Raw genomic sequence first — 23,038 nt, 5'->3', positions numbered from 1 at the left:
GCCTTTTTTATAGATGGAATGAATGTATGCAAGTTAAAAAATTTAGTCAAAAATATGTGAACTGGGTACTCAGATTAGGCCGGCTGAAAGCGACTATTTTGGGCTTTTTTGTAGTGGCAATTTCTGCCATTTTAATTCAAAGTGCGCTAACTTATTTGTTTATTGGGCAAATTGTGGTGATGGATATTTTACGTTCTATTGCTTTTGGTTTGATTTCTGCTCCATTTGTGTTGTATTTCTTTACCTTGTTGGTGGAGAAATTAGAGCGCTCACGCTTGAAGCTGGAAAAGGTTGTGCTTGATTTAGAAGAACTTCGCGAGCAGGATGCCTATTTGAATGCGAAATTAGAAAAAAATAACCGTGATAAAACCATTTTAATGGCGACTATTAGCCACGAGTTACGCACACCGCTTAACGGGATTATCGGCTTAAGTCAAATTCTGCTTGATGATGAGCCAAACGAAAAACAGCATGAATATCTAAAAACCATTAATATGAGTGCGACCGCACTTGCCCATATTTTTGGCGATATTATTGATTTGGAAAAAATAGACAGCAGCCGGATTGAGCTTTTCCGCAAAGAGGTGGAATTTCAACAGCTGATTAACGATATTGCTAACTTTGCCGAGTTTATGGCGGGGGAGAAAAATATTCATTTTGAGCTGAATTATCCACCGAATTTACCGAAATATATCTACATCGACCACGCACGTCTTAACCAAATTCTTTGGAATTTAATCAGTAATGCGGTGAAATTCACCTCAACAAGCGGTCGAATTTCGTTAGAAATTTGCCAATTAGGCAACGAGCAGTTTAGTTTTAGTTTAACTGATTCTGGCATTGGTATTCCTGAAAAAGATCAACGCAAAATTTTTGATATGTTCTATCAGGCGGAAAACTCTAAAGAGAAAAAGGCTCAAGGCAGTGGCATTGGGTTGTCGGTTGCTAAGCGGATCGCGAAATTAATGGGGGGTGATTTAGTTGTGGCTAGTAAAGAGCATCAAGGTTCAACTTTCACTCTAACCGTTCATGCAGATAGCGCAGAAACTAAGCCAACTTTGGAAATTCAAAACCATGCCTTGAAGGTATTGTTGGTTGAAGATATTGAAATGAATGTGGTGATCGCAAGAGTAATGTTGCAAAAGTTTGGCTGTGATGTGGATGTGGCGATGAGTGGTGAAGAAGCCTTTGAACTATTTGAGCAACACAGTTATGATCTGATTTTATTAGATATTCAACTGCCTGATATCAGTGGATTTGAGATAGCTCAAACTCTTAGAAATCGCTATGAAAATGAAGAAATTGATTATTTACCGATCTTAATTGCCTTGACTGCCAACGTGATTCAAACCAAAAAAGATTATCGAATGCAGGGAATGGACGATGTGCTACGCAAACCGCTCTCTTTGGAAGAGTTGGCAAATTGTTTGAATCACTATTTTGATCATAGCTTTATGCAAGATTCTGATGAAAAACGACCGCTTGTAAGCGATGAAAATCCCAATTTATGTTATAGCACCCGAATATTAAAGGAGTTAATCGAGGTGATGGGCAAGGAGGCTGTGCTGGCAAATATGGAGCTGTTTGCTAACCTAATGCCAACCTATCAGGAAAATTTACGTCGTTATATTGCAGATTGGAAGATGGCACCTTCAGCCGAATATCGTAAATTAGCTGCTGAAGAAGCTCATAAAATCAAAGGTGCGTTAGCTTCGGTTGGTTTGCATAAACTACAACAAGTAGCACAGCTGGCTCAAAACGATAATGGAGATATGTGGGAAGCTCATATTGAGAAATGGGCAGAGCAAATTTATGCACAATGGCAAGCAGATTTGCAAGAAGCGAAAGAGTTTGTGAGTAGTCACTAAAAACAAAGGCCTGATTAATTGCAATTAATCAGGCTTTTTTATCACTTTTACCACTTCTTTGTTTTAGGTTTCACAAATTCAATTCCTTGATTTTTATAGCTAATTCCTTCCAACTTAAGCAGGAAACGCTTATTCGGCAGACCTCCTCCAAAGCCGGTTAGAGATTGATTTCTCCCTAACACGCGGTGGCAAGGTACTAAAATGGATATTGGGTTACGCCCAACCGCACCACCTACAGCACGCATTGCGTTAGGCTTTCCGAGTTGTTTGGCAATTTCACCATAAGTGGTGGTTTGCCCGTAGGGAATAGTTCGCAAGATTGTCCACACTGATTTTTGAAAATCGGTGCCGATAAAATGCAGAAAGTCCAGTTGGCTAAAATTAAGTTTTTCTCCAGCAAAATAGCGGTCTAAAATTTCGTGAGTTTTGCAAAAAATTTCTAAAATCGCACCGCTTGTAGTACTTGCCTTGATGAAGTTTTGCAACGAGGTAGTTTGTTGCTCTTGTTCAAATTCAATATAAATTAAACCTTCTGCTTGAGCAAGCAAAAGCAATCTACCCACAGGGCTTTGATAGTAGTCATAGTAAATTTGTGATTTCATCTGGAATACCTATAAAAAAGACGTGTAAGCTAAGTTTACACGTCTTTTAGTTTTCATTCACATTAGAATTTATAATTTACATTTAAACCGTAGAGGTTAGCACGTGATTTAACGTTAAATACACCACTGCCTTCTTTAAATTGGTTTTTTGATCCTCTTAAGTGAGCATAACCAAAATCAGCAGAAAGGTTTGGGTTGAAACGATAGGTCGCACCTACACTATACCAAGTACGATCTGTGTCAGGAATTGAGATTGACGGACTGGTTACACTTGCAGTTTCATCATAAGCAATACCTGTGCGTAGGGTTAACGCTTCGTTTACATCATAAGAGAAACCTAATGCTACGCGTGAAGAGTCATTATAATTCTCTTCTTTGTGAAGCAGAACATTGCCAGACTCACCATAAGCTGTTAATGCTTTGAATTTTTCCCATTCGGTACGTTTATAGCTATATTGCATTGCTAATTTATCGGTTAATTTATGATAACCTGAGATTTCCCAGTAAGCTGGTAAGTGTAAGCTTAAACGTCCCGGAATTTCTTTTCCGCTGGTTGCTTGACTGATCGGGGATTGAGCTGCAATTGCAGGATTACTTAATAAAGCATTGAACACAGCTGGGAAAGCATTAGAATATTGGCCTTTAAATTTCACATTTACAGCAGAGTGATAAGCAAAACCTAAACGGTTTCTTTCATTGATTTCATAAAGTAAGCCGGCATTCCAACCTAAGCTCCATTCATCACCGCTTAAACGCGCGATTTCAGTACCGTTTTTCAATTGCGCTAATGTTGCTGCTGCTGTTGGTGCAACAGCTGATAAGCGTGAAGCTAACACTTTGCCGCCTACCCCTAAATGACGAACTAATTCTGCTTTAGAGTAAATAGCATTTAAGCCTGCTCCCACGCTGAAACCGTAACCTAATTTGTATGCTCCGCTTACGTTAAAGTTAATTGATTGTAGTTGCGTGTTACCGCCATACATACCAGCGTTAAAATCCGGATTAAAACGAGATTTTAAACCGTAGTTTACGTTGATACCGCCACCCACAGCAAAGCGATCGTTAATCGGTGAAACGATATATAAATTAGGAACTAATGCGGTTGGAATAATATTTTTTTGTGAAGCTTTAAATACGCCACCTAAGTTACCATCAACATCAACATCTGCATTTACTACAATACCGCCTGCAGAAAATTCGGTTTGTTTGAATAGAGTCATTAATGCCGGGTTAGTTGCTACTACAGAAGCATTATCAGCTACTGCTGCACTACCTGCATAAGCCATACCTAAGCCTGAGGTTGAAATTTCAGCTAATTGGAATGCCGCCGCGTGAGCACCGGCAGAACTTAATGCAACTAATGAGGCCACTAATGTTTTAGAAAAGTTTGTCATAAGAATCTCTCAAATATAATTAATAAATAATAGTTTTAATATAAAATATTAGATGTTAAAAAAATAACCCAGAGATTCTAGGGGTATGGAGTGATGCTATCAATTAAATTTTAATAAAAAGTACACTGCTCCGATCAGTAATGAAGCAAAAATAATCAAATTATTGTGCTAAATGAGAGTTTATTTTGGTATTTCTATTATTTATTTCGTATAATTGATAACAATTTATGCAAACTTTTTTAATATATAAAACCTTTCACACTAATTAGTTGTAAATGATTGACTAAATTAGTGGGGTATATCAAAATTTAACACATCTTCCAGACGATTTTCTGGACAAAATCAACGAGGAGATTTTATGAAACTTACCTCAAAAGGGCGTTATGCAGTAACTGCCATTTTAGATATTGCTTTACATGGAAAATCAGAGCCGGTGAGTTTAGCTGATATTTCGGATCGTCAAGCTATTTCGCTTTCGTACTTAGAACAACTTTTTGCGCATCTTCGCCGAGATGGTATTGTGCAAAGTGTTCGAGGACCAGGTGGTGGCTATCAATTAGGCAAGAGGCCTGAAGACATTAGCGTAGGAATGATTATTGCTGCTGTTAATGAGAATATTGATGTCACTAAATGTAAAGGTAGTGGTAATTGTCGTAAAGATTCTCAATGTTTAACTCATTCTTTGTGGGAGCGATTAGAAGAGCAAATTGAACAGTTTTTAGGTACAATTTCTCTTGCTGATTTGGCAGCGGAACATGCTGACCATGATTGTGAAAAAGAGCATTGTCACGATCATCCTCATCATCACTAATTGTAAATTTTTTATTAAAGATGACCGCTTTGGTTATTTTAATCAGGAGTAAAAATGAAATTACCAATTTATTTGGATTATGCAGCAACTACACCAATGGACGAGCGTGTTGCAAAAAAAATGATGGAATATATGACCAAAGATGGCATCTTTGGTAATCCGGCTTCTCGTTCCCACAAATTTGGCTGGGAAGCAGAAGAGGCCGTAGATGTTGCCCGTAACCAAATTGCAGATCTTATTGGTGCAGACAGCCGTGAAATCGTATTCACTTCAGGTGCAACTGAATCTGACAATCTTGCTATTAAAGGTGCTGCACATTTCTACCAAACAAAAGGTAAACATATCATTACCGTTAAAACTGAACATAAAGCAGTATTAGATACTTGCCGCCAGTTAGAGCGTGAAGGTTTTGAGGTAACTTACTTAGATCCTGAAGAAGATGGTTTATTAGATTTAGCAAAATTAGAAGCAGCAATTCGTCCAGATACTATTGTTATTTCTGTTATGCACGTGAATAACGAAATGGGTGTGATTCAACCGATTAAAGAGATTGGCGCAATTTGTCGTGCGAAAAAAATTATTTTCCACGTTGATGCAACTCAATCTGTAGGTAAAATTCCGGTAGATGTACAAGAATTAAATGTAGATTTAATGTCTTTTTCTAGCCATAAATTATACGGACCGAAAGGTATCGGCGGCTTATATGTTTGTCGTAAACCACGCGTACGTTTAGAAGCGATTATTCACGGTGGTGGTCATGAACGTGGTATGCGTTCGGGGACATTACCTGTTCACCAAATTGTGGGAATGGGTGAAGCATATCGTATTGCGAAAGAAGAGATGGCAAGCGAGATGGCTCGTTTAACCGTATTACGTGACCGTTTATACAATGGCTTTAAAGATATTGAAGAAGTTTATGTGAATGGTTCAATGGAAGAAGGTAAACGTGTGGGTTCAAACTTAAATATCAGCTTTAACTTTGTTGAAGGTGAATCTTTAATGATGTCATTACGTGATATCGCAGTATCATCTGGTTCAGCTTGTACCTCAGCAAGTTTAGAGCCTTCTTATGTATTGCGTGCTATCGGTCGTGATGATGAATTAGCACACAGCTCAATTCGTTTCACTTTAGGTCGTTGGACAACAGAAGAAGAAATTGATCACACTATCGAAATCGTGAAAAAAGCGATTGTGAAATTACGCGAACTTTCGCCACTTTGGGAAATGTTCAAGGAAGGTGTAGATTTATCTAAAATCGAGTGGAACCACCACTAATTCATGAGGGCGAATGTGATTCGCCCCTGCAAAACAGGATATGACGTATTTTACGTTAATAATGAAAATTTAATGTAGGGATGAATTATATTCGTCCAAAACAGAAGGAATACAAAAATGGCATATAGTGAGAAAGTAATCGATCATTACGAAAATCCGCGTAACGTAGGTACCTTTGACAAGGAAGCATCAGACATCGGTACAGGTATGGTAGGTGCACCTGCTTGTGGTGATATCTTACGTTTACAAATTAAAGTGAACGAGCAAGGTATTATTGAAGATGCACGTTTTAAAGCGTATGGCTGTGGTTCTGCAATTGCATCAAGCTCTTTAATTACCGAATGGGTAAAAGGTAAGTCTTTAGATGAAGCCGGTGCAATCAAAAACAGCGACATCGCAGAAGAACTAGAATTACCACCAGTAAAAGTACACTGCTCAATTTTAGCAGAAGATGCTATCAAAGTGGCGATTGCGGATTATAAAGAGAAGCAAGCGAAGTAATTGATGCTTTGCAAGCGGTCGATTTTGCAAAATTTTTAGCAAAAAAGACCGCTTGCATTCGTTTTTCTATCTTCTATCTATCTTGATTTAATTCATTCATAAAGGACACAATAATGAGCATAAGCTTAACTGAATCTGCTGCAAACCGAGTACGTACTTTTCTTGAAAATCGTGGGAAGGGGATTGGTTTAAGGCTTGGAGTAAAAACCTCCGGTTGCTCTGGATTGGCATATGTACTTGAATTTGTAGATGCATTAAATGAAGACGATAAAGTATTCGAACAACATGGCGTTAAAGTGATTGTAGATGAAAAAAGCCTTGTCTATTTAAGTGGGACTGAATTGGACTACGTAAAAGAAGGCTTAAACGAAGGATTTAAATACAACAACCCAAATGTAAAAAATGAATGTGGCTGTGGTGAAAGTTTCAGCGTATAAGGAATGAGAATGCTTAATCCATTTACACTTTTTGATTTGCCTGTTCAGTTTCAGCTTGATAACGCCCGGCTTTCGGAGCGTTATCTTGCTTTACAAAAACAGCTTCATCCGGACAATTTTGCAAGTTGTTCTCAAGCAGAACAGCTTGCTGCAGTACAAAAATCGGCAGATGTTAATGAAGCTTTGTATATCTTAAAAGACCCGATTTTACGTGCTGAAGCAATTATTCATATCTATACTGGTGAGCAGAAAGATCTGGAAAAACAAAGTGCCAAAGATATGGCATTTTTAATGCAGCAACTTGAATGGCGTGAGAGTTTGGAGAGTATTGAATCTGCAAAAAATGAAACAAAACTGATTACTTTCCAAAGTGAAATTGAAAATACACACAAACAGATTTTGGTACAGTTAGATACTGCACTTTCAAATCAAGAATGGCAAAAAGCCTTTGAAATTTGCGATAAGCTCCGTTTCACTAAAAAATTGTTAACGGAAATTGAGCGGGTAGAAGAGGAACTTTTAGGCTTATAATTAAATTACCATTAAGTAGGGATTATGAATAAGCAACAAAAAACAATCGTTCTAGCTGCTGATTATCGTGTTGAATCCCAATTGCTTTGTGTGATTAAATCAATTTGTTATTATAATCAAGATATTGAGTTCTATTTATTTAACCCGGATTTCCCTAAAGAGTGGTTTTCATCTCTCAATGAGAAATTATCAAAATTTGGTTGTAGCATAAGAGATGTGAAAGTTGATTTGGATGTTTTAAAAGAATTCCCAACTTTTCAACATATTCAATCGGAGGCGACTTTCTACCGCTACTTTATTGCAGATATAGTTAAGGCAGAAAAAGCTTTATATCTAGATTATGATTTAGTTGTTAATGGCTCCCTTGAACCATATTTTAACTTAGAGCTTGGTGAAAACTATATTGCTGCAAGTGTTGATGAACTTGGTCTTCAGATAGGTGATCGAGGAAAATGTTTTAATGCCGGTGTTATGGTAATTAATGTGCCTTTGTGGAAAGAAGATGGAATATCTGGGCAGGCGCTATCACTTTCAAAGGAAATAATTCATAAAGTGCCTGATGCAGATCAAAGTATTCTGAATCTACTTTTTAAAGACAGATGGCTAGAATTGGATAATAATTTTAACTATTTAGTCGGTGCAGAAGTTTATTATATAAACCAAAATCAAACAGAGTTGATTCGTCGTAAAGACAACGAAATCCCTTTGATTGTGCATTATAATACAGCTAATAAACCTTGGAAGCCAATATATGGGCTACCATTAAGAGAATTGTATTGGGAATATTACTCTTTAGATTGGTCTGAAATTACTCAATGCCACATTTCTTAATAATATTATGTATCCTATGATAGGATTGGAATTCAATGAAAAGCTTAGAAGAATTATTAGATAAACAATCGGCTTGGTTAATTTTAAGAGATTGGTTCGCACAGGCGAAAAATCATTACGAAATTTTAGTAAGTTACCCCGAAGATGCGGGGAGTGCTTTAATCGGCATGCAACTTTCTACCCGTTCTCCTCTTGGTGCAATTGTTTATGAAACCGGAGGGATTTTTATTGACCATGGCTGGTTGCGCATTTTAGGTTCGGGAAATGAAAAATTGCCACGTGGTTTATTTGATTGGAATTTTGGTAAAACCTTTAAACAGTCAGGTGAGCAGCCTAGTCATTTATTAGTAGCAGATGATGCCATCGGTGGCTATTTCGCGATTAATGCGGGTGGCATTGGTGATAAAGTCGGGCAGATTTATTATCACCATCCCAAGAAGCAGCAATGGGAATGTTTAAGTTTAGGTTATTCCGAATTTTTAGGTTGGGCATTATCGGGTGATTTAAATGCTTTTTACCAAGCACTACGCTGGGAAAACTGGCAAGCTGATATTGCAAAATTGCAAGGTCATCAAATATTAGATTTAGAAAGTAAAATTGCTGTGCCGATAGAACGCCACTACCAAGGTGTATTTGCCCCAGAGAATATGGGATATTCGGTGGCTTAAAGTTTTATTTACTCTCTCTCCCTGTGTTAGAGAGTTATAATTAGAGAGATAAAAAAATAATGGCATTACTTCAAATTGCTGAACCTGGTCAAACTACAGCACCACATCAACATAGATTAGCGGTGGGAATTGATTTAGGAACAACAAATTCATTAGTGGCAACGGTTCGTAGCGGACAACCTCAAGTGTTGCTAGATGAAAAAGAAAGAGCATTAGTGCCGTCTGTGGTGCATTATGCCGAAACAGAAAAAACGGTTGGAGTTGATGCTTTTGCAAAAGCAGCACTAGACCCAAAAAATACGGTGATTTCGGCTAAACGCTTAATTGGACGTTCACTTGCGGATGTAGAGCAACGTTATAGCAATCTTCCTTATCAATTTATTGCAAGCGAAAATGGCTTGCCATTAATTAAAACCAATCAAGGTAATAAAAGTCCGGTTGAGGTTTCAGCAGATATTTTAAGCTATTTGACTCAGTTTGCTGAACAGCGTTTAGGTGGCGAGCTATCTGGTGTAGTGATTACCGTGCCGGCTTATTTTGATGATGCACAACGCCAAAGCACAAAAGATGCAGCACGCCTAGCCGGGTTAAATGTATTACGTTTATTAAATGAACCGACAGCTGCAGCTATTGCTTATGGATTAGACAGCGGACAAGAAGGGGTGATTGCCGTTTACGATTTAGGCGGCGGTACTTTTGATTTATCCATTTTACGCTTACGTAAAGGTGTGTTTGAGGTGCTTGCAACTGCAGGTGATACTGCACTTGGTGGGGATGATTTCGATCATCTATTAGCTGAGTGGATTGCCGAACAAGCAAATTATAAACCGCAAACTGCGAATGAACAGAGAGAGTTATTAACCCTTGCAACCCAAACAAAAACAGCTCTTTCTCAAGCGGTCGAAATTGAGATAAATTTTGCAAATTGGGTAGGGTCTATTAGCCGTTTGCAATTTAATGAGTTAATTCAACCGCTTGTAAAACGCTCTATAATCACTTGCCGCCGTGCATTAAAAGATGCCGGAGTAGAAGTTGAAGAAGTAAGCGAAGTAGTAATGGTAGGTGGATCAACCCGCGTTCCATTTGTACGTGAAAGTGTTGGTGAATTTTTTGGTAAAACGCCATTAACATCTATTGATCCTGATAAAGTGGTAGCCATTGGGGCTGCAATACAAGCTGATATTTTAGTGGGTAATAAACCGGATGCAGACATGCTGCTGCTGGATGTAGTGCCACTTTCATTAGGTATTGAAACAATGGGTGGCTTGGTGGAAAAAATTATTCCACGCAACACCACTATTCCGGTTGCTCGAGCACAAGAATTTACTACCGGAAAAGATGGGCAAACAGCAATGACTATTCATGTTTTACAAGGTGAACGTGAATTAGTAGAAGATTGCCGTTCATTAGGAAAAATTACTTTACGTGGTATACCGGCAATGGCAGCAGGGGTTGCACAAGTTCGAGTAACTTACCAAGTAGATGCAGATGGTTTGTTGAATGTAACTGCTATGGAAAAATCCACGAAAGTGCAAGCTTCGATTCAAATTAAACCGTCTTACGGCCTAACAGATGAAGAAATCACTCAAATGATTAAATCGTCTATGCTCAATGCGAAAGATGATATGGAATCACGTCAGCTGGTAGAACAGCGAGTCGAAGCAGACCGTGTTATTGATAGTGTGATGGTTGCATTGAAAGAAGATGGTTCGCAAGTACTCAGTATTGAGGAATTTAAAGCAATTGAGGCAGAATTAGCTCGTTTAATCGAGCTAAAAGCTGGCACAGATCGCTTTGCTATTCAGCAAGGTATCAAAGATTTAGACTTAGCTACTCAAGAGTTTGCTGCACGCAGAATGAATTTATCTATTCAAAAGGCATTATCTGGTAAAAAAATGGATGATTTTGCATAAGGAGTTTTTATGTCTAACTATGTAAAAACTGAACTCTCAGAGCAGTTTAGAACCGTTGCGGTGGAGTTTGATTTAGAAGATAACCGTATTTTTGAACTTGGTGAGCGGATTAACGCTGAATATGAAGTCGCTTATATGAACGGTTATAATTGGACAGCATTTTTAAGAGCTTACCTTAGTATTTATCGTCCAAGCCTATTGGAGTTATTAGAAGAAGATCCTGAAGCAGGATGTTATTATGCCACTTACCCGCTTTCAGAGAAAAGCAAAGAGAAAGCTCGTGAGCTAAAAAATATTATTGTTTATCTAGTTGAGCATGAGGATGAAATTTTAAACTTCATCGGTGAACATCTAGAGAATATTGAATGGGATTAATAAAAGGAAACTTAAAATGCCAAAGATTGTTTTTCTTCCACACGAAGAGTTTTGCCCGGAAGGTATGGTAGTTGAAGCCAACACCGGTGATAATTTATTAGAAGTTGCACACGAAGCTGGAGTAGAGATCCATCATGCTTGCGACTGCTCTTGTGCTTGTACCACTTGTCACGTTGTAATTCGTGAAGGATTTGACTCTTTAAATGACACTACCGATCAAGAAGAAGATATGTTAGACAAAGCTTGGGGCTTAGAAATGGACAGTCGTTTAAGCTGTCAATGCATTGTAGGCACCGAAGACTTGGTTGTTGAAATTCCAAAATATAACTTAAACCATGCAAATGAGGCTGCACACTAATGAAATGGACTGATACGCGAATGATCGCAGAGAATCTGTATGATATGAATCCAGATTTAGATCCAACTACGGTACGTTTTACCGATATGCATAAATGGATTTGTGAAATGGAAGATTTTGATGATGATCCTGAAGCATCAAATGAGCATATTTTAGAGGCGATTCTAACTATTTGGCTAGAAGAATATGAGTAAATAACGCGAAAACCTAAAGTAAAAACTTTAGGTTTTTTGTTATCTAAATAAGGGAGGATTCATTAAGAAATAAATTCTCCCTTAATTTTTAATATGGAAAACTACAGAGAATAGATCTCTTGTAGTGAATAGACATTAAATTGCTGAATATGTTTAATACCTTCTACTATTGCATCAGCAGCGGCTATTGTTGTATAGACAGGGACGCGTTGCTGTAATGCAGTACGACGAATCTCATGACTATCTGCAATTACTTCCGGCTCGCCATTGACAGTGTTCACCAGTAGCGCAATTTCCCCATTTTTAATGGCATCAACGATATGCGGGCGACCTTCGCGAACTTTATTCACCGTTTGTACTGCAATGCCGTGTTCACGCAGGAATTTTGCCGTGCCGCAGGTCGCACACAAGCCATAACCCTGCTCTTGGAAGCGTTTAGCAATCTCAATGAGGGTAGGCTTATCCTGCTCAATCACCGACATAAACACTTTGCCCACTTTCGGAATACGTTCGCCTGCACCAAGTTGCGCTTTGAAGAAGGCTTCGTCGAAGGTTTCGCCCACGCCCATCACTTCGCCTGTTGAACGCATTTCAGGGCCTAAAATGGTGTCCACGCCTGGGAATTTAATGAATGGGAATACCGCTTCTTTCACAAAGAATTTGCTTGGAATGATCTCTTCGGTTGCACCCAGCTCGGCGAGCGTTTCACCTGCCATTACACGCGCGGCGATTTTAGCGAGCGGTTGGCCAGTTGCTTTGCTGACAAACGGCACGGTACGGCTGGCACGAGGATTGACTTCGAGAACGTAAACCACATCGTTTTGTACCGCAAACTGCACGTTCATTAAGCCTTTCACGCCGAGTGCAAACGCCATCGCACGGGTCTGTTTGCGGATTTCGTCCAAAATCTTACCGCTTAACGAGTACGCTGGCAGTGAGCAAGCACTGTCGCCACTGTGAATACCGGCTTGCTCAACGTGTTGCATAATGCCGCCGATCAGTACGTTTTTGCCGTCGCAAATGCAGTCCACATCCACTTCAATGGCGTTATTTAAGAAGTGGTCGAGCAAAATCGGGCTGTCGTTGGAGACTGACACCGCTTCACGCATATATTTGTTCAACTCTTCATCACTATAGACAATCTGCATTGCCCGGCCGCCTAACACATAAGACGGACGTACCACCAGCGGATAGCCGACTTCGTTCGCCAGCTGCACAGCTTCTAACGCATTGCGTGCAGTGCGGTTTGCCGGCTGTTTTAAGCCCAATTCGTGTAGGATTTTTTGGAAACGTTCACGGTCTTCAGCGGCATCAATGCTATCGGCAGAAGTGCCGATAATGTTCACGCCGGCATCAAACAACGCATTCGCCAATTTGAGCGGAGTCTGTCCGCCGTAATGTACAATCACGCCCCACGGTTTTTCTACACGTACGATTTCCAGTACATCTTCCAGCGTCAGTGGTTCAAAATACAAGCGGTCGGACGTGTCAAAATCGGTTGAAACGGTTTCCGGGTTGCAGTTCACCATAATCGTCTCAAAGCCCGCCTCACGCAGGGCAAGGCTGGCGTGGACGCAGCAGTAGTCGAACTCAATCCCTTGCCCGATACGGTTTGGGCCGCCGCCTAAAATCATCACTTTTTTGCGATCACTTGGGCTGGCTTCGCACTCTTCTTCGTAAGTAGAGTAGAGGTAGGCAGTATCGCTGGCAAATTCCGCCGCACAGGTATCGACCCGTTTATATACCGGCAGAATATGGTGCAGGTGACGATAATCACGCACTACTTTTTCGCTCACTTTGGTTAGTTGGGCAATGCGTTTATCGGAGAAGCCTTTGCGTTTTAAACGGCGGATTTCGGCTGGGTCTAAATCGCTAAACTGTTTTTTCTCGAGTGCCAGCTCTTCTTGCACTAAATCTTGAATTTGGATTAAGAACCACGGATCGATTTTGGAATAGTGATGCACTTCGTCCAGTGAGAAACCTGCGCCGAATGCATCGGCAACGTAGAGAATACGGTTTGGGCCGGGGTTAGCCAATTCACGGCGGATTTTTTCCGGCTCTTCGGAAAGCAAATTGAAGCCGCAAATGCCGGTTTCCAAGCCACGCAGGGCTTTTTGCAGGCTCTCTTGGAAAGTTCTGCCCATTGCCATCACTTCACCGACCGATTTCATTTGCGTGGTCAAGCGGTCGTCTGCGTTGGCAAATTTTTCAAAGGCGAAACGTGGAATTTTAGTGACGACATAGTCGAGGGTTGGCTCGAAGGAAGCCGGAATTAAACCGCCTGTAATGTCGTTGCGCAGTTCGTTGAGCGTATAGCCCACCGCCAACTTCGCCGCCACTTTGGCAATCGGGAAGCCAGTCGCTTTCGAAGCAAGAGCAGAGGAGCGGCTTACACGCGGGTTCATCTCAATCACGATCATCTCGCCATTTTCAGGGTTGATCGCAAACTGCACGTTCGAACCGCCGGTATCTACGCCGATTTCACGCAACACCGCCAGCGAGGCGTTACGCATAATCTGGTACTCTTTATCGGTCAGCGTTTGCGCAGGGGCAACGGTGATCGAATCGCCGGTATGCACTCCCATCGGGTCGAAGTTCTCAATCGAGCAGACGATAATGCAGTTGTCCGCCTTATCCCGCACCACTTCCATTTCATACTCTTTCCAGCCCAGCACCGACTGCTCGATTAACAGCTCGTGGGTTGGCGAGGCTTCAAAGCCACGCTCGCAGATCGCCATAAATTCATCACGGTTATAGGCAATCCCACCGCCTGAACCACCCATCGTGAAAGAGGGGCGAATTAAGGTCGGAAAGCCAACTTTCTCTTGTGCCGCAAGGGCTTCTTCAAAGCTGTGGGCGATAAAGGATTTCGGGCAGTGCAAGCCGATTTTTTCCATCGCCGCTTTAAAACGCCCACGGTCTTCGGCTTTATCAATCGCATCTTCACTTGCGCCGATCAGCTCCACGCCATACTGTTTCAGCACACCGTGTTTGGAAAGTGCCAAGGCGCAGTTTAACGCGGTCTGCCCGCCCATGGTCGGTAAAATTGCATCAGGACGCTCTTTTTCGATGATTTTCGCCACCGTTTGCCACTCAATAGGCTCAATATAGGTCACATCTGCCATATTCGGATCGGTCATAATCGTGGCAGGGTTGGAATTGACCAACACCACTTTATACCCCTCTTCACGCAGCGCTTTACACGCCTGCGCGCCCGAATAGTCAAATTCACACGCCTGCCCAATGACAATCGGGCCGGCACCGATGATTAAAATTGTGTTTATGTCTGTACGTTTTGGCATAGTTAAATTCTCTTTCTACATAATTTTGCTCGATCTGATTCCCCTCTTTGGGCCATGAGGAGCTAGGGTAAATTTGGCAGGCTTTATTGGCGAAGTGAGGGAATGAATAGGTGATTTTTGATGTTATACAAACGAGGCAACTCAAATTATGCTCTTCGTTAATCACTTCTGCCAAATCACCCCCTGCCCCTCTTTGCTAAAGAGGGGGTACGATCCCTATAACTTTTTCATTCTTCTGTCTTCATCGACAAGCGGTGAAATTTTGCAAATTTCCTGCAAAATCCGACCGCTTGTTACCCCTTCGCGTTTCTCATCTCATCAATAAACCGATCAAACAGATAGGCCACGTCATTCGGGCCGGGGCTGGCTTCGGGGTGGCCTTGGAAGGAGAAAGCGGAGCGGTCGGTCAGTTCAATGCCCTGCACCGTGCCGTCAAACAGCGAGCGGTGGGTTACACGCACATTTGGCGGAAGGCTCGCTTCATCGACTTCAAAACCGTGGTTTTGGCTGGTGATCAGCACTTTTTGGCTATCGAGATCTTGCACAGGGTGGTTTGCACCGTGGTGTCCGAACGCCATTTTTTTGGTTTTTCCGCCGGCTGCCAAGCCTAAGAGCTGATGGCCTAAGCAGATGCCGAAAATCGGTTTATTGGTCTCTAAGAGTTTGCGAATAGCAGTGATGGCGTAGTCACACGGTTCAGGGTCGCCCGGGCCGTTGGAGAGGAAAATGCCATCTGGATTTAAGGCTAACACGGCTTCCGCTGAAGTTTTGGCTGGCACGACCGTTAAACGGCAGCCTCGTTCGGCAAGCATACGCAAGATGTTGTGTTTCACGCCGTAGTCGTAGGCGACTACATGGAATTCGGTCTCTGTTTGTGGCTGATAACCGCTGCCAAGCTGCCATTCGCCTTGTGTCCATTGGTAGAGTTCGCGGCAGGTGACTTCTTTTGCCAGATCTTTGCCTGCCATAGAACCGAAGCTATTCGCCAACTCACGCGCTTTTTCGACATTTTCCGCTGTATGTTCGCCGACCAAAATACAACCAGCCTGCGCACCTTTATTACGCAAAATACGGGTTAAGCGACGGGTGTCGATATCGGCAATGGCAACGATTTTGTGTTGAATTAAGTAATCGGACAAGGAAATCTGAGAGCGGAAATTTCTATGCAGCAGAGGGAGATCGCGAATAATGAGGCCGGCAGCGCACACCTTGGGCGATTCCAAATCTTCCAAGTTTGCCCCCGTGTTACCGATATGGGGGTAAGTGAGTGTGACGATTTGGTGAGTGTAAGACGGGTCAGTCAGAATTTCTTGATAGCCGGTCATGGCGGTGTTAAACACCACTTCACCGATGGTATGACCTTGATAACCAATGGATTTTCCGTAAAACACAGATCCATCTGCAAGAACCAAAATGGCTGGTTGAAACATATTTTACTCCTAAAATAAATATGGGTTGGTACTTATGAGTCGCCATTAACCTTTGCTAGAAGTAGGCGGCTAATTTTAATTTAGCAATCGTTTGCGCGCAAGTCATATTTATAAAATACAATAAAGTGAATTTTTATGCAATATTTTAACATAAAAATTCAATTGAAATATGGTTAATAGAAGATTTACTATCAAGAGTTGTTATTGTTTGAACTGATATTTTAGTTGTTTAATTACAGAGGTTCGACGTTTGTTGAGCTCTTCGCGAATGGCTTGTTTTTCAAAGCCGTCTTGAATAACTTGCTGTACATCAATGCTGAGAGCGGCTTGGTAGTAAGCTTGGGCAAGTTTGGCTTGGGGGTAGCCACGGTTTTCAAAGCCGAGTCTGCCTCGGGCATCGGCCTCACAAGCTAATAAGAAATCAAAAAAGCGTTTAGGTTTTCGCCAAACATCAAGTGCATTGAATAGTTTTATCACCGTTTCTGGGCGAAGCTCTGCGATTTTATGGCAGTGAGAGTGATATTCCGTCACTAAGGCGGCAAACTCTTTGATTTCACTTGGGGTTTTTAAGCGGTTAGCGAGATCGCGGGTGGGTTTAATGCCTTTGGTTTCGTGTCCGTAGTGATGAGGCAAAATCTCCTGTGGGGTTAGGCCTTTGCCGAGGTCGTGGCAAAGGGCGGCAAAGAGTAAAGCGGTCGGATTTTCTGCTTTTTTTGTAAGTTTTTTTGCTTGTTCCATCACCATTAAGGTGTGAATACCGGAGTCAATTTCAGGGTGATGTTGAGGTGGTTGTGGCACGCCAAAGAGTTTATCCACTTCAGGAAACAACACTTGTAATGCTCCCACTTCACGAAATATTTCGAAATAGATATGCGGGGCAGGGGTGGCAAAAGCTTTTTCGGTTTCAAGCCAAACGCGTTCGGCGGTGAGGTGTGCCAGCTCGCCACAAGCGGTCATTTTTTGCATTAATTTTACCGTTTCATCGGCAATTTTAAAGCCAAAAGGGTGGAAGCGGGCGGCAAAACGTGCGACCCTTAAAACGCGTAGCGGATCTTCAGCAAACGCTGGAGAAATATGGCGTAAAATGCGGTTTTCTAAATCAGCAACACCGCCGTAAGGGTCATGAAGAGTGCCTTGTTCATCTTTTGCTATCGCATTGATGGTGAGATCGCGGCGGATTAAATCCTGCTCAAGGGTGACCTCAGACGAGAAATCGCAAATAAAACCGTTGTAGCCATTGCCATTTTTGCGTTCTTGGCGGGCAAGGGCGTATTCTTCTTTGGTTTCAGGGTGCAGAAAGACCGGGAAATCTGCCCCGACTTGTTGAAACCCTTGAGCGGTTAATTGCTCGGCAGTTGCCCCCACCACCAGAAAATCACGGTCTTTCACATCCAGACCAAGCAGTTGGTCTCGAACCGCACCGCCGACTAAATAGATATCCATTTGCAAAATTCTCTAAAAATATGACCGCTTACATATCGGTTTTTTCTTTAAATTCACATAAATCTTCAATAATGCACGAGCCGCAGCGGGGCTTACGGGCAACACAGGTGTAGCGACCGTGTAAAATCAACCAATGATGAACATCCACCTTAAATTCATCGGGGACGACTTTAAGTAGTTTTTCTTCCACCTGCACTACATTTTTGCCGGGAGCGAAATTAGTGCGGTTGGCAACACGGAAAATATGAGTATCCACTGCAATAGTTGGATGCCCGAAAGCGGTATTCATCACCACATTGGCGGTTTTTCTGCCCACACCGGCAAGGGCTTCAAGAGCTTCTCGGTCTTCCGGCACTTCGCCGTTATGCTTTTCAATTAAATCTCGGCAGGTTTTGATAATATTTTCCGCCTTGCTGTTAAATAGCCCGATAGTTTTTATGTACTCTTTTAAGCCGTCTAAGCCTAGATCTAAAATTGCTTGTGGTGTATTTGCTACAGGGAATAATTTGTCGGTGGCTTTATTTACTCCTTTGTCTGTTGCTTGAGCAGAAAGAATCACGGCAATCAACAATTCAAATGGATTGCTATAGTTTAATTCCGTTGTTGGGTGTGGGTTTTCATTGCGTAAGCGAGTTAAAATTTCAACACGTTTTGCTTTATTCATTTAGTTAAAAATTCCTTGTTCGTAGAGCATTTTTGCCACCATCGCAAACGACATCGTCACTAGCATTGGGCGGATTAACTGTTTACCTTTGGTCATCACCATTTTAGCCCCTAAGGTGCCACCGATAAATTGACCTACCATCATAATTAAGCCGACTTTCCAGACGACTGCACCACCAAGAGTAAAGAAAATCAGCGATGCAAAATTAGAGGTAAAATTAATTACTTTTGCATGGGCAACCGATTTTGATAGGTTAAAACCAAGCAGCAAAATAAAGGCAAGTGTCATAAAAGAGCCGGCTGCGGGCCCAAACATTCCATCATAAAAGCCAAGTGCCGCAGCCACAAAAGCAAACACCGAAAGACTTATTCTTTGTTTTCGATCTTCATCGCCAATAGTCGGGCTAAATAAAAAATAGATTCCGATAATTAAAATTAAAAAAGGCAGTAATTTTTTTAGAAATTCCACATCAATATGCTGTACGAAAACCGTGCCGGCAGCTGAACCTATAAAGGTAAATAAAATGAGATACCAAATTTGCTTTAAATTGACCGCTTTCTTACGAATAAAATAAAAAGAGGAGGAAAAAGAACCTCCACAGGCTTGTAGTTTATTTGTGCCTAAAGCCATTGCAGGAGGAAGACCGGCAGCCATTAATGCCGGAATAGTCAGTAAGCCACCGCCACCGGCAATAGCATCAATAAAGCCGGCTAGCATACCTACAGCAAATAAGATGGCTAAAATATTCATTCCTAATTCCATTAGTACACCACCATTTCGTCACTATGCACAGCAACCGAACCAAATTCATAGCCAAGCAGAGATTCGATCTCTTTCGATTTCTTGCCTTTAATTCGCAACAAGGCTTCGCTGCTATAACGGGCAATACCTAAAGCAATTGCTTTTCCTTCTTGATTAAAAATTTTGATCACCTCGCCTCGGGTAAATTCTCCTTTGATTTGCGAAACCCCAACAGGCAGTAGTGATTTGTGTTGAAGCAAGGCTTTTTCTGCTCCAAGATCGACTACGATTTCGCCTACTTGTGGAGCGGCAAATAACCAACGTTTTCTGCCTTCCAAGCGGTCAGATTGTACTAAAAATTTACTACCGATAGCTTCACCTTTAGCCAAATCTACTAAAACATTCGCTCTAGATCCTGAGGCGATAATCGTTTCAACCCCTGAGCGGGTAGCTATATCGGCAGCAGTAATTTTGGTACTCATTCCCCCAGTACCTAAGCCGGTTGAACTACCTCCGGCAATTTGGCGGATTTCAGGGGTGATTTTTTCAACCACCGAGAGCAATTTTGCATCAGGATTAGAGCGGGGGTCGGCACTAAATAAGCCTTCTTGGTCAGTTAATAAATAGAGTTGATCTGCTTGTGCCAGAATCGCAACAAGGGCAGAGAGGTTATCGTTATCGCCAACTTTAAACTCTTCGGTAGCGACCGCATCGTTTTCATTAATCACAGGGATAATTTTTTGAGCGAGTAGGGCATCTAGTGTATCGCGGGCATTTAAAAAACGCTCACGATCGTCCAAATCTGCTCGGGTGAGTAACATCTGCCCAATATGAATATTATAAATATCAAATAAATTTTCCCAAACTCGAATTAACTGACTTTGTCCAACAGCCGCTAACATTTGTTTTGAGGCAAGTGTTTTAGGCAATTCAGGGTGACCTAAATAATCACGGCCAGCGGCGGCGGCTCCCGATGTTACTACGATCACTCGGTGGTATTTGTGTAGTTCGGCAATCTGTTTCACTAATTCTAACATATACGGACGGCTTAAACTTTTTGTGCCGTGGGTAAGTGTGCTGGTTCCAAATTTAATCACAATCGTTTTTGACATAATCCATTCACTTTCATCTAAAAAATAATGCTGTCAAAATTATCATTTTTAAGGTGTAAAATCACGTTTAATTTGATATAAAATGAAGCTAATACGCCATAAAATGGAGATAAAATGAAAATTAGTGTTATTGTGGCAAGAACGCAAAATAAGGTTATTGGTAAAGATAACCAAATGCCGTGGCATTTACCGGTAGATTTAGCATGGTTTCGTCAAAATACAGTCGGTAAGCCGGTGATTATGGGGCGAAAAACTTATGAGTCTATCGGACGTTTATTGCCGAAACGCCCGAATATTATTCTTTCCCGTTCAGATTTTGCAGTAGAAGGTGCTTATACGGCAAAGTCTATTGAACAAGCGGTCGAATTAGCAAAAAGTTTTGCAAATAGTGAAGAAATTGTGATTATCGGCGGCGGTGAGTTGTTCAAACAGGCAATGCCAACGGCAGATACCCTTTATTTGACTGAAATTCAAGCAGAGATTGAGGGCGATACCTTCTTTGAATTTGATGAAGAAAATTGGCAACTGGTTAACGAAACATGGTCAGAAGTAGATGAAAACAACTCTTATCGTTGCCGTTTTATGTTGTTGAAAAGGAAATAGTGTTCAATTACTCAGCAATTAAAAATAAAAATGTGAACGCAAACCTTTGCTATTTTTTAGCCTAGATACAAACTAAAAAGGAATCTTTAAAATATAGAGAGTTTAATTTTATAATTTAAGGAGACCCTATGGATTATGTTGAAATTTTAGGTTACGTTGCAATGGTATTAGTAGCGATTTCCTTTTTATTGAAGGATGTGATTAAGCTACGTTTGGTTAATTCTGTCGGTTGTGCCTGCTTTGTAATTTATGGATTATTGATTGGCTCTATTCCGGTTACAGGATTAAATGCGTTAGTCGTTTGTATCAATCTATACTATATTTTCAAAAGCAGTCGCTCAAATAGCATTGTAAATTCGTAAATTTTCTATAAAAAAATACCGCTTGTACCTTGTAAATCGGGGTTCTAAGCGGTATTTTTTATGCTTTTTAGAGATTGCCTAAAATATCTAATGCATCACTGAGTTTTTTTACAGTGAACACTTCCATATCTTTAATCGGTTTTTTTGGAGCATTACCGTAAGGAATAATTGCTCGTCTAAAACCGTGTTTGGCTGCTTCGCTAATCCGTTCTTGTCCGCTGGTAACCGGACGAATTTCACCGGCTAACCCCACTTCACCAAAGATGACTAAATCTTGGGGCAACGGGCGATTGCGGAAGCTGGAGATTAAAGCTAAGATCAATGCCAGATCTGCACTGGTTTCTGTTACTTTCACGCCCCCAACCACATTGACAAACACATCTTGATCCGACATTTGCAACCCGCCGTGGCGGTGTAAAACGGCAAGTAAAAGTGATAGGCGGTTATGATCTAACCCAACTGCCACGCGTCGAGGGTTAGCCAGCATTGAGTGATCAACAAGTGCTTGAATTTCCACTAACAATGGTCGAGTGCCTTCCCATAATACCATGACCGAGCTGCCTGGAGTTTGTTCTTCGCTGCGGCTTAAGAAAATAGCAGAGGGGTTTTTTACTTCTCGTAAGCCTTGTTCTGTCATCGCAAAAACACCAAGTTCATTAACCGCACCAAAACGGTTTTTTTGGCTACGCAAAGTACGGAATCGGGAATCAGCTTCGCCTTCCAATAGCAAAGAGGCATCAATTGCATGCTCCAATACTTTTGGACCGGCAAGTGTGCCGTCTTTTGTTACATGACCTACCATAATAATAGCAACTTGGCGGGTTTTTGCATAACGGGTCAGAAAGGATGCACATTCACGTACTTGAGAAACGCTACCGGGAGAGGATTGAATATCGGCAAGATGCATCACCTGAATCGAGTCAATTACCATAATCTTTGGTTTTTCTTGATCGGCAATATTACAAATATGCTCAACAGAGGTTTCAGATAACATTTTAAGGTTCGCTGTCGGCAAACCTAAACGATTAGCCCGCATAGCAACCTGTTGTAGAGATTCTTCCCCTGTTACATAAAGAGTCGGGATCTGTTGTGCTAATCCACACATCACTTGCAGTAAAAGGGTACTTTTCCCTGCACCCGGATGGCCGCCGATAAGAATAGCAGAACCGGGAACAACGCCTCCCCCTAGCACTCGGTCAAGTTCATTAAAGCCACTACTAAAGCGGGGGACTTCTTGTAAGCTAATATCGGCAAGGGTTTGCACTTTACCTGAGGTTTCACCTGCATATCCGCTAAAGCGGTCAGATTTAGTTGATTCTTTGCTCGAAATTAAGCGGACTTCGCTGATCGTATTCCAAGATTTACATTCTCGACATTGCCCCATCCAACGGGAGTACTCTGCTCCACAATCATTACATACATAAGCCGTTTTAGGTGCTTTTGCCATTTTTTAATCCTCAATCATTTGAATTTTCCAAAATTCTAGCAAATAAAACTGTATGGATAAACAGAAGGAAATATTATTTTTTCGATCTGCATCGAAAAATTAAATTTTGCTGCTCGAAACTGATGAGAAAAGTTTGCACACTCTGGTTGCCACAATATGTTGGTTCGATTAATAGG

Annotated in this window: 23 protein-coding genes; 14 read left to right on the top strand and 9 right to left on the bottom strand. The window is 41.4% G+C overall.

Annotation, left to right across the window (positions count from 1 at the left end):
* Positions 1 to 26: 26 nt before the first annotated feature.
* Positions 27 to 1,868 carry an ATP-binding protein gene (locus A4G16_RS05390; protein WP_165889023.1) on the top strand — a complete coding sequence of 614 codons (1,842 nt, stop codon included), beginning with the start codon at positions 27 to 29 and terminating at the stop codon, positions 1,866 to 1,868.
* A gap of 47 nt (positions 1,869 to 1,915) precedes the next feature.
* Here A4G16_RS05390 and A4G16_RS05385 read toward each other — a convergent pair whose 3' ends face one another.
* Both A4G16_RS05385 and A4G16_RS05380 read right to left on the bottom strand, forming a co-directional pair.
* Positions 1,916 to 2,470 carry a methylated-DNA--[protein]-cysteine S-methyltransferase gene (locus tag A4G16_RS05385; RefSeq protein WP_165889022.1) on the bottom strand — a complete coding sequence of 185 codons (555 nt, stop codon included), beginning with the start codon at positions 2,468 to 2,470 and terminating at the stop codon, positions 1,916 to 1,918.
* Positions 2,471 to 2,532: 62 nt separating this feature from the next.
* Positions 2,533 to 3,864, bottom strand: coding sequence for a porin (locus A4G16_RS05380; RefSeq protein WP_165889021.1), 1,332 nt, complete (start codon positions 3,862 to 3,864; stop codon positions 2,533 to 2,535).
* A gap of 358 nt (positions 3,865 to 4,222) precedes the next feature.
* Between A4G16_RS05380 and iscR the strand changes: the two genes are divergently transcribed.
* The 11 genes from iscR (at position 4,223) to iscX (ending at position 11,758) form a co-directional block, all read left to right on the top strand.
* Positions 4,223 to 4,675: a Fe-S cluster assembly transcriptional regulator IscR gene (iscR, locus tag A4G16_RS05375; protein ID WP_165889020.1), complete on the top strand. Its 453-nt coding sequence runs from the start codon at positions 4,223 to 4,225 to the stop codon at positions 4,673 to 4,675.
* Between the two features lie 54 nt (positions 4,676 to 4,729).
* On the top strand, positions 4,730 to 5,950 hold the full coding sequence (locus tag A4G16_RS05370; RefSeq protein WP_165889019.1) for an IscS subfamily cysteine desulfurase: 1,221 nt from the start codon (positions 4,730 to 4,732) through the stop codon (positions 5,948 to 5,950).
* A 117-nt stretch (positions 5,951 to 6,067) separates the two neighbouring features.
* The gene (gene iscU, locus A4G16_RS05365) at positions 6,068 to 6,451 is read left to right on the top strand and encodes a Fe-S cluster assembly scaffold IscU (protein WP_165889018.1); all 384 of its coding nucleotides are present in this window, start codon (positions 6,068 to 6,070) and stop codon (positions 6,449 to 6,451) included.
* Between the two features lie 113 nt (positions 6,452 to 6,564).
* A complete protein-coding gene (gene iscA, locus A4G16_RS05360; RefSeq protein WP_027074399.1) occupies positions 6,565 to 6,888 on the top strand; it encodes an iron-sulfur cluster assembly protein IscA in 324 nt (107 codons plus the stop codon).
* 9 nt (positions 6,889 to 6,897) lie between these two features.
* Complete coding sequence (gene hscB, locus A4G16_RS05355; protein ID WP_165889017.1) at positions 6,898 to 7,419, top strand: Fe-S protein assembly co-chaperone HscB; 522 nt, start codon at positions 6,898 to 6,900, stop codon at positions 7,417 to 7,419.
* 24 nt (positions 7,420 to 7,443) lie between these two features.
* Complete coding sequence (locus A4G16_RS05350) at positions 7,444 to 8,250, top strand: glycosyltransferase family 8 protein (protein ID WP_165889016.1); 807 nt, start codon at positions 7,444 to 7,446, stop codon at positions 8,248 to 8,250.
* 35 nt (positions 8,251 to 8,285) lie between these two features.
* Positions 8,286 to 8,918 (top strand): DUF2625 family protein, encoded by a 633-nt coding sequence (locus tag A4G16_RS05345; protein ID WP_165889015.1) that lies wholly within the window; start codon positions 8,286 to 8,288, stop codon positions 8,916 to 8,918.
* A gap of 59 nt (positions 8,919 to 8,977) precedes the next feature.
* Entirely contained in the window at positions 8,978 to 10,831 is a 1,854-nt protein-coding gene (gene hscA / locus A4G16_RS05340) for a Fe-S protein assembly chaperone HscA (protein ID WP_165889014.1), read from the top strand.
* Positions 10,832 to 10,840: 9 nt separating this feature from the next.
* Positions 10,841 to 11,206: an Imm51 family immunity protein gene (locus A4G16_RS05335; protein WP_165889013.1), complete on the top strand. Its 366-nt coding sequence runs from the start codon at positions 10,841 to 10,843 to the stop codon at positions 11,204 to 11,206.
* A gap of 16 nt (positions 11,207 to 11,222) precedes the next feature.
* Positions 11,223 to 11,564 (top strand): ISC system 2Fe-2S type ferredoxin, encoded by a 342-nt coding sequence (fdx, locus tag A4G16_RS05330; protein WP_165889012.1) that lies wholly within the window; start codon positions 11,223 to 11,225, stop codon positions 11,562 to 11,564.
* Entirely contained in the window at positions 11,564 to 11,758 is a 195-nt protein-coding gene (gene iscX / locus A4G16_RS05325; RefSeq protein ID WP_006248391.1) for a Fe-S cluster assembly protein IscX, read from the top strand. The genes fdx and iscX overlap by 1 nt, the downstream gene beginning before the upstream one ends.
* A 101-nt stretch (positions 11,759 to 11,859) precedes the next feature.
* Here iscX and carB read toward each other — a convergent pair whose 3' ends face one another.
* From carB to proB, 6 genes are all read right to left on the bottom strand, one after another.
* Complete coding sequence (carB, locus tag A4G16_RS05320; protein WP_165889011.1) at positions 11,860 to 15,060, bottom strand: carbamoyl-phosphate synthase large subunit; 3,201 nt, start codon at positions 15,058 to 15,060, stop codon at positions 11,860 to 11,862.
* Positions 15,061 to 15,353: 293 nt separating this feature from the next.
* On the bottom strand, positions 15,354 to 16,490 hold the full coding sequence (carA, locus tag A4G16_RS05315; RefSeq protein WP_165889010.1) for a glutamine-hydrolyzing carbamoyl-phosphate synthase small subunit: 1,137 nt from the start codon (positions 16,488 to 16,490) through the stop codon (positions 15,354 to 15,356).
* 201 nt (positions 16,491 to 16,691) lie between these two features.
* Positions 16,692 to 17,933, bottom strand: coding sequence for a multifunctional CCA addition/repair protein (locus tag A4G16_RS05310; protein WP_165889009.1), 1,242 nt, complete (start codon positions 17,931 to 17,933; stop codon positions 16,692 to 16,694).
* 28 nt (positions 17,934 to 17,961) lie between these two features.
* Positions 17,962 to 18,597, bottom strand: a complete 636-nt coding sequence (nth, locus tag A4G16_RS05305) for an endonuclease III (protein ID WP_042803401.1) — start codon at positions 18,595 to 18,597, stop codon at positions 17,962 to 17,964.
* Complete coding sequence (locus A4G16_RS05300; protein WP_165889008.1) at positions 18,598 to 19,359, bottom strand: TSUP family transporter; 762 nt, start codon at positions 19,357 to 19,359, stop codon at positions 18,598 to 18,600.
* Positions 19,359 to 20,450, bottom strand: a complete 1,092-nt coding sequence (gene proB / locus A4G16_RS05295) for a glutamate 5-kinase (protein WP_165889007.1) — start codon at positions 20,448 to 20,450, stop codon at positions 19,359 to 19,361. The genes A4G16_RS05300 and proB overlap by 1 nt, the downstream gene beginning before the upstream one ends.
* Before the next feature lie 114 nt (positions 20,451 to 20,564).
* Between proB and folA the strand changes: the two genes are divergently transcribed.
* Complete coding sequence (folA, locus tag A4G16_RS05290; RefSeq protein ID WP_165889006.1) at positions 20,565 to 21,053, top strand: type 3 dihydrofolate reductase; 489 nt, start codon at positions 20,565 to 20,567, stop codon at positions 21,051 to 21,053.
* Positions 21,054 to 21,181: 128 nt separating this feature from the next.
* Positions 21,182 to 21,415, top strand: a complete 234-nt coding sequence (locus tag A4G16_RS05285) for a YgjV family protein (RefSeq protein WP_165889005.1) — start codon at positions 21,182 to 21,184, stop codon at positions 21,413 to 21,415.
* A gap of 67 nt (positions 21,416 to 21,482) precedes the next feature.
* Here A4G16_RS05285 and radA read toward each other — a convergent pair whose 3' ends face one another.
* Positions 21,483 to 22,862 (bottom strand): DNA repair protein RadA, encoded by a 1,380-nt coding sequence (gene radA / locus A4G16_RS05280; RefSeq protein WP_165889004.1) that lies wholly within the window; start codon positions 22,860 to 22,862, stop codon positions 21,483 to 21,485.
* Positions 22,863 to 23,038 lie beyond the last annotated feature (176 nt).

Origin of the sequence: Mannheimia granulomatis (assembly GCF_011455695.1) — a bacterium.
GTDB classification, from domain to species: Bacteria; Pseudomonadota; Gammaproteobacteria; order Enterobacterales; family Pasteurellaceae; genus Mannheimia; species Mannheimia granulomatis_A.
The sequence above is the reverse complement of the archived record's forward strand: the minus strand, read 5'-3'. Positions and strand labels throughout refer to the sequence as shown.